Genomic DNA, 12,772 nt, shown 5'->3' with positions numbered 1-12,772 from the left:
GGAGAAGACATGAAAAAATCTTTACTTGTATTGTCAGCTATCCTATTAGCTGCCTGTAATCAAGGTGAAACCAATCAACAAACACATAAGAATTCAACACAGCAGACAGAAATGTCTTCAGAAAAAGAGACTACTGTTTCTGATGGTTCTACTACAATACCATCAGACCATAAAAAACATCAAAAAGAAGTAAAAGATGGCATAACTTATATTGATAATATATTAATTGTGAATAAAGATATTGCATTACCTGAGTCATATGCACCAGGCGAAATACAAGAAGCAAGACAAGCGATTAATCAGTTGATACAGCAAGGTAATGCACAAGGTCTAAACCTGGTATTACGCAGTGGATTTAGAAGTTATGCGACACAAACTGAATTATATAACAATTATGTAGCACGAGACGGTCAAAGTAAGGCGGATACGTATAGTGCGCGTCCAGGGCATTCTGAACATCAGACAGGATTAGCATTTGATTTAGGAAATACTGCCGGAACAGATGATTTTAAAGTTTCTTTTGAAAACACGGCTGAAGGTAAATGGATAAAAGAAAATGCTCAGGAATATGGTTTTATTATAAGATACCCTAAAGACAAAACAGATATTACCGGCTATCAATATGAACCTTGGCATTTGAGATATTTAGGTAAAGAAATAGCTCAGAAAGTCAAAACAAGTGGATTGACACTAGAAGAATACCTTGGTTTGAAGTAGTTAGATATTAAGGAGAAACAAATGAAGAAAATATTATTAGCCTCAGTGTTATTACTTACAAGCTGTAGTCTTCCGGAATCTATAGTTAAGCCTGAAAAAAGCGAAGAAAAAGCAGCTGACACAAAAGACGCACAAAAGAAAGATAAAGCAGTACAACAGAAAAAAGAAGCATTGCAGAAAAAACAGGTGACAAAATACAAGAAAGAAGTTAAAAATGGCGTGACATATATTAACGGAATTCTTATTGTAAATAAAAAAATTAGTTTACCATCAACGTATAATCCTGGAGAAAATAAAAATGTCAGAAAGATATTAAATAAGATGATCGTGGATGCCCAAACAGATAATATGCATCTTGTTGTACGCAGTTCATATCGCAGTTATGCGGCCCAGAAAGCATTGTACGATAAATTTGTTGCTTTAGATGGTCAGCAAATTGCTGAATCATATAGTGCAAAACCTGGGCAATCAGAGCATCAGACAGGTCTTGCATATGATATCGGTTCACGCGAATCAGTAGCCAACATGAGTATTCAGTTTGGGCAAACACCTGAAGGGAATTGGCTGAAAGAAAATGCACATAAATATGGCTTTATTATCCGTTATGGCAAAGATAAAACGCATATTACAGGCTATCGCTATGAACCGTGGCATATTCGCTACGTCGGTAACGAACATGCAGCAAAGTTATACCGCTCTGGTCAAACTTTAGAAGAATATTTAGGTGTATACAAAAAGCCGGTTGCGAAAAAAATCTCTCGAAAAATACCCACAACGGAAGAACCAACAACTGAAAAATCTACAGCTGAACTGTCAACATCAGAAATGTTAACCATAGAACAACCATTAACAGAACAACCATTAACAGAACAACCAACAATAGAAAATAACACCTCACAGTAGGTGTTATTTTTATGCAAACATATGTTTCGTTTCGCATTAAAAATGCACAAAAAAATGATATAATATTCATTATTATTATAAAAGGAGACACCTTATGTACGAGATTCAAGATTGGCAACATGTATTCAAGTTAGATCCTGCAAAAGAAATCAGCGATAATGATTTAGAACGTATTTGTGAATCAGGTACAGATGCAATTTTTATCGGGGGCTCAGATAATGTGACGATGGAAAATGTATTAGATTTAATGAGTCGCGTCCGACGCTATCCTGTGCCTTGTGTATTAGAAATTTCAAATATTGAAAGTGCGATTCCAGGGTTTGATCATTATTTAATTCCTTCAGTGTTAAATAGTGATAACGTTCATTTTCATAATGGTATCCTACACGAAGCGATTAAACAGATGGGACATATGATGGATTATGATTTATTTACAATGGAAGGTTATGTAGTATTAAATCCGGACAGTAAAGTAGCGAAACTAACGCGTAGTAATACAGATTTAAATCAGGATGATATTGCTGCTTATGCAGAAATGATTGAACATCTATATGGCTTAAAAGCAATGTATATCGAATATAGTGGCACATATGGAGACGTCAGTCTGGTTAAGGCTGCCAAAGAAAGGCTGAATCAAACGCGACTTATCTATGGTGGTGGTATTGATTCATTACAGAAAGCACGTGAGATGTTCGAAGTAGCAGATACGATTGTAGTAGGAAACGTAATTTATACAGATATCAAAAGTGCATTACAAACAGTAAAGGTTAGGGGTTAATATTGTGAATGATTTATTAAAGAACATGAATGAAGAGCAACAGAATGCAGTGAAGACGACAGAAGGACCACTGCTTATCATGGCAGGAGCAGGTTCAGGAAAGACACGTGTTCTAACACACCGCATTGCTTATTTAATCGATGAAAAAGATGTATCTCCATATAAAATATTAGCAATAACATTCACAAATAAAGCAGCAAAAGAAATGAAAGATCGTGTAAAAAATATTATCGGCGATGCATCAGACGTAATATGGATTTCTACGTTTCACAGTATGTGTGTAAGAATTTTAAGACGTGATATCGATAGAATAGGCATCGAACGCAACTTTACGATACTTGACCCGACTGATCAGCGTTCTGTCGTAAAAGATATACTGAAAAAAGAGAATATTGATCCGAAGAAATATGATCCAAGAATGTTTGTCGGTGAAATTTCTAATTTAAAAAATGAACTGAAAACACCTGATGATGCACAAGCAGATGCAAATGATTTTATGAGTGTGATGGTTGCAAAAGTGTATAAACAATATCAGGAGAAATTACTTAAAAACCATGCGCTCGACTTTGATGATTTAATTATGATGACATTAAAGTTATTTGAACGTGTACCTGATGTATTAGATTATTACCAGAATAAATTTCAGTATATTCACGTCGATGAATATCAAGATACGAATAGGGCGCAATATATGCTTGTTAAGATGCTCGCTGACAAGTTCAAAAATTTATGTGTCGTAGGGGATTCAGATCAATCTATCTATGGTTGGCGTGGTGCAGATATTTATAATATCTTAAGTTTTGAAAAAGATTATAAAGATGCGAAGACGATATTTTTAGAAAGAAACTATCGTTCAACGAAGAATATATTATTTGCTGCCAATGAAGTCATTAAAAATAATACAGAACGTAAGCCGAAAGCATTATGGACAGATAATGATCACGGCTCTAAAATTAATTATTATAAAGCACAATCAGAACGTTCTGAAGCAGAATATATTGTATCGGAAATATTGAAGAAAAAGCGTGATGGTTATGCCTTGAAAGACATGGCAATTCTATATCGTACGAATGCACAATCACGTGTACTGGAAGAAACTTTGATGAAATCAAATGTTAACTATACGATGGTCGGTGGAACAAAATTCTATGATAGAAAAGAAATTAAAGATATATTAAGCTATTTGAGATTAATCGCAAATAGTAATGAAGATATTAGTTTCACGCGTATTATTAATACGCCTAAACGAGGCATTGGACCATCTGCGTTAGATAAAATCGTAGCGTATGCTGAGAACAATGGTTTAAGTTATTTTGATGCGTTAGCTGAAGTAGACTTTATCGGTTTACCGAAAAAGACGACTGAAAAGCTTGTCCAGTTCTATAACATGTTAGATAACATTATGAAACAGCAGGAATTTTTGTCTGTTTCTGAACTTGCAGAAGAAGTACTTGAACAAACAGGATATATGCGCATGTTAGAAGCGGAAAATACACTAGAATCTCAGTCACGTATTGAAAATATTCAGGAGTTTATGAGTGTACCGAAAGATTATGAAAAGGAAACACCCGACGAAGAACAGTCACTGATTAATTTCCTTACGGACCTACAACTTGTTGCAGATGTTGATAACGCAGATTTAGAAGCAGGAATTACATTGATGACAATGCACTCAGCAAAAGGTTTAGAGTTTAAAGTGGTATTTATTGCAGGACTTGAAGAAACGATCTTTCCACATTCAAGAAGTTTGAATAGTGACAGTGAGATGGAAGAAGAACGTAGATTGATGTACGTTGCAATTACACGTGCTGAAGAGCATCTCTATTTAACACATGCAGATATGCGCAGTTTGTTCGGAAGAACTCAAGCAAATAGAAAGTCACGATTTATTAATGAAATTCCTGATGATATTTTAGATACACCAGCTAGACCAACGTACCCTAAAGGTGTGAAACGAGGACCTGCAAGACGAATGACGACTACAGCAACCTCAGCACCGAGTGACTATAAAGTTGGCGATAAAGTTATGCATAAAGCCTGGGGAGAAGGTTTAGTAAGTAACGTTAGTGAAAAGAATGGTTCAACAGAACTTGATATTATATTTAAATCAGTTGGTATGAAACGTCTATTAAGTCAGTTTGCACCGATTGAAAAAAAGGAGTAACCAATGGAAAAAAGAGTTCAGGAATTACATCAACTTTTACATCGATATAATTATGAATATCACGTATTGGATAATCCAACGGTACCGGATGCAGAATATGATAAGCTATTACACGAATTAATTGCTATAGAAGAGAAGCATCCTGAACTGAAAACTCAGGATTCACCAACGGTTCGTGTCGGAGCTGAACCTTTATCCAAGTTTGATAAAGTTGATCATGATACACCGATGCTAAGTCTAGGTAATGCTTTTAGCGAAGAGGATTTAATCGCATTTGATACACGTGTTAGAAACGAAGTAGGTAGCGTAGAATATATGGTAGAGCTAAAAATAGATGGATTAGCTGTTTCACTAAAATATGTGGATGGCGTCTTTGTTCAGGGATTAACACGTGGTGATGGAACGACCGGTGAGAATATCACTGAAAATTTAAGAACCATCTATGCGATACCATTAACAATTAAAGAGCCGTTAACGTTTGAAGTGCGTGGGGAAGCTTATATGCCTAAAAGTTCATTTATCGCATTAAATGAACAACGTGCTGCAAATGGTGAACAACTGGCCGCAAATCCTCGTAATGCTGCTGCAGGTTCACTGCGTCAGCTTGATTCAAGGCTTGCCGCTAAACGAAAGCTTGATATCTTCTTGTACAGTGTGAATGATTTACGTGAGATTAATGCATCAAGTCAAAGTGAAGCATTAGATCGACTTGATGCAATTGGATTTAAGACAAACCCTGAACGTAGATTATGTAAGGATATGCAGGAAGTTTTTGAATATATTAAGCTCTGGACAGAAAAACGTGAAAATTTAACATACGATATTGATGGTATCGTTATTAAAGTTAATAATTTAGCGAAACAGGATGAATTAGGATTTACAGCTAAATCACCGAAATGGGCAATTGCTTATAAATTTCCGGCAGAAGAAGTTGTAACGACATTAAACGATATTGAACTATCTATCGGAAGGACGGGTGTGGTAACACCAACTGCGATTTTAGAACCTGTTAATGTTGCAGGTACGACTGTTGGACGTGCATCACTTCATAATGAAGATCTGATTCATGAAAAAGATATTCGTATTGGAGATTCTGTCGTTATTCGTAAAGCTGGGGAAATTATTCCTGAAGTTGTGCGTGTCGTACTTGATCGTAGACCTGAGGGTGCAACAACTTATCATATGCCTGAAGTATGTCCGTCATGTGGTCATGAACTTGTGCGTATTGAAGGAGAAGTTGCCTTACGTTGTATTAATCCGAAATGTGATGCAAAACTTGTAGAAGGAGTAATACACTTTGTTTCAAGAACAGCGATGAACATCGATGGACTTGGAGAACGCATTGTACAAAGCTTATATCAGGAAGGTATCATTCATGATGTTGCAGATATTTATAATTTAACACGTGAACAACTTTTACCGCTTGAACGCATGGGTGAGAAGAAAGTAGATAAACTACTCAGCGCAATAGAAGCATCGAAATCCAATTCGCTGGAACGATTATTATTTGGATTAGGTATTCGTCATCTAGGTGCTAAAGCAAGTCAGATATTAGCACAGGAATATCATACAATGGATCGCTTAAAATCTGCAACAATAGAAGCGTTAACTGAAATAGATGATATTGGACATAAAATGGCGCAGTCACTCGTTACTTATCTGCAAAATGAAGATATTATTAAATTAATTGATAAACTCGCGGCAAGCGGCGTCAATATGACGTATAATGGACAGAAAAAAGAAGATATCGAAATTCATCCGGTATTCGGTAATAAAACCATTGTACTTACTGGGAAATTAAACATAATGTCACGTAGTGATGCAACGAAAGCACTTACTGATCTAGGTGCAAAAGTAACAAGTTCTGTAACGAAAAAAACAGATTTAGTCATAGCAGGTGAAGACGCTGGAAGTAAGCTTGAAAAAGCGCAAACATTAGGCATTGAAGTCTGGAATGAAACAATGATGATAGAAGCACTTAAGTAATAATAGTTAGGAGAAAAAGATGAAACGTTTAGGCTATTTAGTATTATCAACACTTATATTAGCAAGTTGTTCGAATTCTGAAACGACAACCAATAATCAGAATAAAGAAAAAGAAGAAAAGCAAATTGCTACTGATATTCAAATTTCAAATGACTATTTTAGAACGTTATTACCGTTTAAAGAAAGTCAGGCACGTGGATTAACAAGTACAAATATGTCTAGCAGCTACAATGGAGAAGCATTTGAAACAGGTTTATTACGTATCAGTAAGAACGTTTTTTCTCCTGATGAGTATTTGTATCGCGATGGCCAATTACTGACAAAAAGTGCTGTAGAAAGTTATCTGGAACCACAATATACAAAAGCTGAAATAGACAAGATGGACAAGGATGAACGTATCGAAAAAAATGCATATGCCAACTTCGGTTTGAATCCATCGCATAAAGATGAGACAGATCCAACGAAGATTGCAAAAGAATCGCCAGCTTATTTATCGCATATTATTGAACAGGACTTCTTTACGGAATCAGACGCAAAACGTAAGAGAATTTCCGGTATGACAATCGGCCTTGCGATGAATAGTGTTTACTACTATCAAAAAGAAGCATATGGTGAAGTGTATAGTGAAAATTTAGATAAAAAAGAAGTTGAGAAAAAAGGGAAAGCAATGGCAGATGAGATACTATCTCGCTTACGTGTGAAACAGGAATTAAAGGATATTCCGATTACGTTTGCAATCTTTATACAATCATCATCAGAAAGTATTACTCCAGGGAATTTTGTCTCTTATGCTGTAAGTGAGGAAAGCAGTAAGAAGATTGGAAAATGGAAGTCTGTAAATGAAAAGTATGTATTGTTACCTTCAGCTGATGCAGATAAATTAAATGAGAAATTAAATAATGATTATAAACAATTTAACGATCAGCTACAAACGTATTTTCCAAACTTTACGCAATCAATAGGAACAGGTTATTTTGTCAACGATTCGATTAAAGAGCTGAATATTAACGTGCCATTAGACTACTTTGGTAAAGCAGAGGTAGTAGGTGTTACACAATATATTGCAGACCTAGCAATGAAGAATTTCAGTCAAGTTGATAATTTAGAAATCTCTATCGTAGATAACGATAAACCACTTGCGTTAATCGTGAAAAATAAAGGTGATAAAGAACCGACGATTCATGTATATCGTCAGTAAATTATAAAAAAGCCATTCAATACGAAAGTGTATTGAATGGCTTTTTGTGTGAAATGATTTTAGGAAGGGTAAGTGTCTTCAAAATAAATCTGAGGTCACTTTCATATAAAAATATAATGATTAACTTCTAACAATACGTTTCATTTCATCAAATTCATCAATAATACGTTGTTCTGGCTTTGGTGTCATCAGAGACACTAATACAGTAGAAACTAAGCTGATGATAAATCCAGGAATGATTTCATAATATTCGAAGATGCCGCCATGAGATTTCATGAAGATCCAGAAGATTACGGTAATTGAACCTAATACCATACCTGTAATTGCACCATGTTTCGTTAAGCCTTTCCAGTATAATGATAACAATACAAGTGGTCCGAATGCGGCACCAAATCCAGCCCATGCATTTCCGACTAAGTTTAAGATTGTATCATTTGGGCTCCATGCAATCGCACCAGCGACTACTGCTACAAGCAATACAGAAATTCTTCCAACTAAAACGAATTCTTTCTCACGACTTTTATCCTGTAAACTAGATTTCGTGAATAACATATAAAAGTCTTGTGTTAAAGCTGAACTTGTTACAAGTAACTGAGAAGAAATCGTACTCATAATGGCCGCTAAAATAGCTGCTAAGAAGAAACCTGCAATTAACGGGTGGAAGAGCACTTGACTCATCACTACGAAAATTGTTTCAGGGTTTTCTAATTTTGTACCTGATTCATTGATGAATGCGATACCAACAAGACCTGTAACGACAGCACCAATCAATGAAACAGCCATCCATGAGATACCGATTCTTCGTGCTGCTGGTAACATTCTATGAGACTTAATTGACATAAATCTTACGATAATATGTGGTTGTCCAAAATATCCTAATCCCCAAGCAAGTAACGAAATAATACCTACTGTTGTTGTTCCTTTAAAGATGTCTAAGTTAGTTGGTTTTAATTCAACAACTGTATCAAATACTTCTAATCCATTTAATTTCATAATCGCTACGATCGGAACTAATACTAAAGCGATTAACATGATAACCCCTTGGAAGAAGTCAGTTAAAGATACTGCTAAATATCCACCGAACAATGTATACAGAATCACGATACCTGCCGTTAAAATTAACCCGACATGATAATTTAATCCAAATGCACTTTCAAATAATACGCCACCTGATACCATTCCGGCATGTGTATATAATGTGAAGAAGACGACGATTACTAATCCTGAAATAATCTTTAAGATACGTGTATGGTCACTAACACGTTTTTCAAAGAAATCTGGAATGGTAATTGCATTATCTGTAAGTTCTGTGTAAACACGTAGACGTGGTGCAACTAAAATGTAGTTAAGCCATGCTCCGAACGTTAACCCGATTGCAATCCATGCTGCTGAAATACCTGTTGAGTAAACAGATCCAGGTAATCCCATCAGCATCCATCCACTCATATCAGCAGCGCCTGCTGATAACGCTGTAACTAAAGCACCAAGATTACGACCACCAAGCATATACTCATCCAGCGTGCTTGTTGATTGCTTGTAGGCATAGTATCCAATGCCAAGCAAGATGAAGAAGTACACAGCAATCATGACATAGGTCATCCATGTTGCTTCAATTTTTACGTTTTGAAACGTATTTCCTAATAAAAACATTATTTATCCCCCTTTTATCCCTTTAATACATTAAATCAGAATATTTTGTACACTTTATTATAAGTCCTTTTAAAGCGTTTTCAAAGATAATTTTTAATAATTTTAGATTTTTCTTAAAAAATTTGATAAAATCTAAGGATGATATAAAGTTCAGGAGGAATATATTCATGTCAAAAGTAACGAACGAGCAGGTAAAGCACGTTGCACATTTAGCACGTCTGGAAATTACTGAAGAAGAAGCAGCAAAGTTCAGCTCTCAATTAGAAGCGATTCTTAACTTTGCAGACCAATTAGAAGAAGTAGATACAGAAAATGTTGAGCCAACATTCCATGTATTAGAACTTCAAAATGTATTGCGTGAAGATGTTGCAGAAAAGAGTTTAACACAAGAAGAAATTTTAAGAAATGCGCGTAGTACAGAAGCAGGTCAATTTAAAGTACCATCGATTTTAGACGGAGGAGAATAACAAATGTCATTAAGATATGAATCTATAGAAAATTTAACGAAATTGATTCAAGAGAAAAAAGTAAAACCTTCTGAATTAATTGAAGAAACATTTAAAAATATTAAACAAACTGATGCAACAATCAATTCTTTCTTAGCATTAGATGAAGCTGTTGCTATGGATAAAGCGAAAGCGATGGATAATCAAGAACCTACAGGTAAACTTTTCGGAATTCCGATGGGTATTAAAGATAACATCGTGACAAAAGATCTAGAAACGACTTGTGCGTCAAAAATCTTAACAGGTTTTAATCCGGTTTATGATGCGACAGTTATGAATAAGTTAAATGCGGAAAATGGTATTGTTGTCGGAAAATTAAATATGGATGAGTTTGCAATGGGCGGATCAACTGAAAACTCATTCTATAAGAAAACTGTCAATCCGTTTGATCATTCTGCAGTACCTGGTGGTTCTTCAGGTGGATCTGCTGCTGCTGTTGCAGCTAGTTTAGTACCATTTTCTTTAGGTAGTGATACTGGTGGATCAATTCGTCAGCCAGCATCATACTGTGGTGTTGTCGGTATGAAACCAACATATGGCCGCGTATCACGTTATGGTTTAGTGGCATTTGCGTCTTCTCTAGATCAAATCGGACCGATTACAAGAAATGTTAAGGATAATGCAAAAGTATTAGAAATTATTTCTGGACACGACAATATGGACTCTACAAGTGCACCGGTAGAAGATGTTGACTTTTCTTCTAATATTGAAAAGGACATTAAAGGATTACGTGTTGCAGTACCAAAAGAATATTTAGGAGAAGGTGTATCTGAAGAGGTGCGTACTTCAGTTCAGAATGCGATTAAAGCATTAGAAAAAATGGGTGCTGAAATTTCAGAAGTTTCGTTACCAAATTCTAAATATGGTGTAGCAACGTACTATATTCTTTCTTCTAGTGAAGCGTCAGCGAACTTAGCGCGTTTCGATGGTATTCGCTATGGTTATCAGGCAGAAGGTGCTAAAAACTTAGAAGAGTTATACAAAAAGACGCGTCAGGAAGGTTTCGGCGATGAAGTGAAACGTCGTATTATGTTAGGAACGTACGCTTTAAGTTCTGGTTACTATGATGCTTATTATAAAAAAGCTCAAAAAGTCCGTACGTTGATTAAACAAGACTTTGAACGCGTATTTGCAGAATATGATGTTATTGTTGGACCTACTGCTCCAACTGTTGCATTCGATATCGGTGCTCAAATCAATGATCCATTAACAATGTATGCTAATGATATCTTAACAATTCCAATTAACTTAGCAGGATTACCTTCAATTTCTGTACCATGCGGAGAAGCAAATGGACGTCCAATCGGTTTACAGTTAATCGGTAAGCCGTTCGATGAGAAAACATTATACAACGTTGCATATAACTACGAGCAAGTATTTAATATGTCTGAACGTTATCAATCATTATAAGGAGAATATACTATGCATTTTGAAACAGTAATCGGACTTGAGGTCCATGTAGAACTTAAAACAGAATCAAAAATGTTTTCGGCTTCTCCTGCACATTTCGGAGCAGAACCGAACACAAATGTTAACGTGATTGACTTGGGATATCCAGGTGTATTACCTGTTGTGAATAAAACAGCTGTAGACTGGGCAATGAGAGCTGCTATGGCTCTAAATATGGATATTAGAACTTCTACGAAATTTGACCGTAAAAACTACTTTTATCCAGATAATCCGAAAGCTTACCAAATCTCACAATTTGATGAGCCGATTGGTGAGAATGGATATATTGATATCGAAGTAAACGGTGAAACGAAACGTATCGGTATTACACGTCTTCATATGGAAGAAGATGCTGGTAAATTAAGCCATAAAGACGGTTATTCATTAGTCGATTTAAATCGTCAAGGTACACCGTTAGTTGAAATCGTATCTGAACCAGATATCCGCACACCAGAAGAGGCATATGCTTACTTAGAGAAGTTAAAAGCAATCATCCAATACACAGGTGTATCTGACGTACGTATGGAAGAAGGATCACTTCGTTGCGATGCAAACATTTCACTTCGTCCAGTTGGTCAAGAGAAATTCGGTACAAAAGCAGAGCTTAAAAACTTAAACTCATTCTCTTACGTTAAAAAAGGATTAGAGCATGAAGTGAAACGTCAGGAAGAAGTTTTACTAAATGGTGGCGAAATTCTTCAGGAAACACGTCGTTTTGATGAATCTACTGGTAAAACAATTCTTATGCGTGTTAAAGAAGGTTCAGATGATTATCGTTACTTCCCTGAACCTGATTTAGTTCCTTTATTCATTGATGAAGCATGGAAAGAACGCGTACGTGCGTCTATTCCAGAACTTCCTGATGTACGTAAAGCGAAATATGTTTCAGAATACGGATTACCTGCATATGACGCACACGTATTAACATTAACGAAAGAAATGTCTGATTTCTTCGAAGCAATGATTGCTTTAGATGCAGACGCTAAACTTTCTTCAAACTGGTTAATGGGTGGCGTAAACGAATATTTAAACAAAAATCAAAAGGATTTACATGATACAAAATTAACACCAGAAAACTTAGCTGAAATGGTGAAATTACTTGCAGACGGTACAATTTCTTCTAAGATCGCGAAGAAAGTATTCGCTGAAACGGTTGAAAGTGGAAAAGCGCCGAAAGTGATTATGGAAGAACAAGGATTAGTTCAAATTTCTGATCCTGAGCAATTAAAAGCATTCGTTACTGAAGCTTTAGATAACAATCCACAATCAATTGAAGACTTTAAGAATGGTAAAGGCAAAGCGACAGGATTCTTAGTTGGTCAAATTATGAAAATTTCTAAAGGACAAGCTAACCCACAAATGGTTAACAAAATTCTTAAAGAGGAATTAGAAAAACGTTAATATATGTATTATCAGCTCTA

At 35.7% G+C, this 12,772-nt stretch carries 10 protein-coding genes; 9 read left to right on the top strand and 1 reads right to left on the bottom strand.

Annotation, left to right across the window (positions count from 1 at the left end; all coding sequences use genetic code 11):
* The first annotated feature begins 9 nt into the window (after positions 1-9).
* The 6 genes from HT586_RS10245 to HT586_RS10220 all read left to right on the top strand — a co-directional run bounded on the left by HT586_RS10245 (position 10) and on the right by HT586_RS10220 (position 7,746).
* On the top strand, positions 10-717 hold the full coding sequence (locus HT586_RS10245; RefSeq protein WP_203545735.1) for a D-alanyl-D-alanine carboxypeptidase family protein: 708 nt from the start codon (positions 10-12) through the stop codon (positions 715-717).
* Between the two features lie 21 nt (positions 718-738).
* Entirely contained in the window at positions 739-1,620 is an 882-nt protein-coding gene (locus HT586_RS10240) for a M15 family metallopeptidase (protein ID WP_203545734.1), read from the top strand.
* Between the two features lie 94 nt (positions 1,621-1,714).
* Positions 1,715-2,398 carry a heptaprenylglyceryl phosphate synthase gene (gene pcrB, locus HT586_RS10235; protein ID WP_203545733.1) on the top strand — a complete coding sequence of 228 codons (684 nt, stop codon included), beginning with the start codon at positions 1,715-1,717 and terminating at the stop codon, positions 2,396-2,398.
* A 4-nt stretch (positions 2,399-2,402) separates the two neighbouring features.
* The gene (pcrA, locus tag HT586_RS10230) at positions 2,403-4,562 is read left to right on the top strand and encodes a DNA helicase PcrA (RefSeq protein ID WP_203545732.1); all 2,160 of its coding nucleotides are present in this window, start codon (positions 2,403-2,405) and stop codon (positions 4,560-4,562) included.
* Between the two features lie 3 nt (positions 4,563-4,565).
* Positions 4,566-6,548, top strand: coding sequence for an NAD-dependent DNA ligase LigA (gene ligA, locus HT586_RS10225; RefSeq protein ID WP_133354888.1), 1,983 nt, complete (start codon positions 4,566-4,568; stop codon positions 6,546-6,548).
* Between the two features lie 19 nt (positions 6,549-6,567).
* Positions 6,568-7,746, top strand: coding sequence for a CamS family sex pheromone protein (locus tag HT586_RS10220; protein ID WP_203545731.1), 1,179 nt, complete (start codon positions 6,568-6,570; stop codon positions 7,744-7,746).
* A gap of 120 nt (positions 7,747-7,866) precedes the next feature.
* On the opposite strand, the gene putP is transcribed toward HT586_RS10220, so the two are convergent.
* Complete coding sequence (gene putP, locus HT586_RS10215) at positions 7,867-9,396, bottom strand: sodium/proline symporter PutP (protein ID WP_188018429.1); 1,530 nt, start codon at positions 9,394-9,396, stop codon at positions 7,867-7,869.
* Between the two features lie 167 nt (positions 9,397-9,563).
* On the opposite strand from putP, the gene gatC reads away from it, so the two are divergent.
* The 3 genes from gatC to gatB are packed head-to-tail and all read left to right on the top strand — an operon-like array spanning position 9,564 to position 12,752.
* The gene (gene gatC, locus HT586_RS10210; RefSeq protein WP_096075907.1) at positions 9,564-9,863 is read left to right on the top strand and encodes an Asp-tRNA(Asn)/Glu-tRNA(Gln) amidotransferase subunit GatC; all 300 of its coding nucleotides are present in this window, start codon (positions 9,564-9,566) and stop codon (positions 9,861-9,863) included.
* A 3-nt stretch (positions 9,864-9,866) separates the two neighbouring features.
* The gene (gene gatA / locus HT586_RS10205; RefSeq protein WP_096075908.1) at positions 9,867-11,312 is read left to right on the top strand and encodes an Asp-tRNA(Asn)/Glu-tRNA(Gln) amidotransferase subunit GatA; all 1,446 of its coding nucleotides are present in this window, start codon (positions 9,867-9,869) and stop codon (positions 11,310-11,312) included.
* A gap of 12 nt (positions 11,313-11,324) precedes the next feature.
* The gene (gene gatB, locus HT586_RS10200; RefSeq protein WP_096075909.1) at positions 11,325-12,752 is read left to right on the top strand and encodes an Asp-tRNA(Asn)/Glu-tRNA(Gln) amidotransferase subunit GatB; all 1,428 of its coding nucleotides are present in this window, start codon (positions 11,325-11,327) and stop codon (positions 12,750-12,752) included.
* Positions 12,753-12,772 lie beyond the last annotated feature (20 nt).

It is taken from the genome of Macrococcoides bohemicum (genome assembly GCF_016865215.1).
Lineage (GTDB): Bacteria > Bacillota > Bacilli > Staphylococcales > Staphylococcaceae > Macrococcoides > Macrococcoides bohemicum.
Note: the sequence above shows the minus strand (reverse complement) of the source record. Positions and strands in the feature narration are given on the sequence as shown.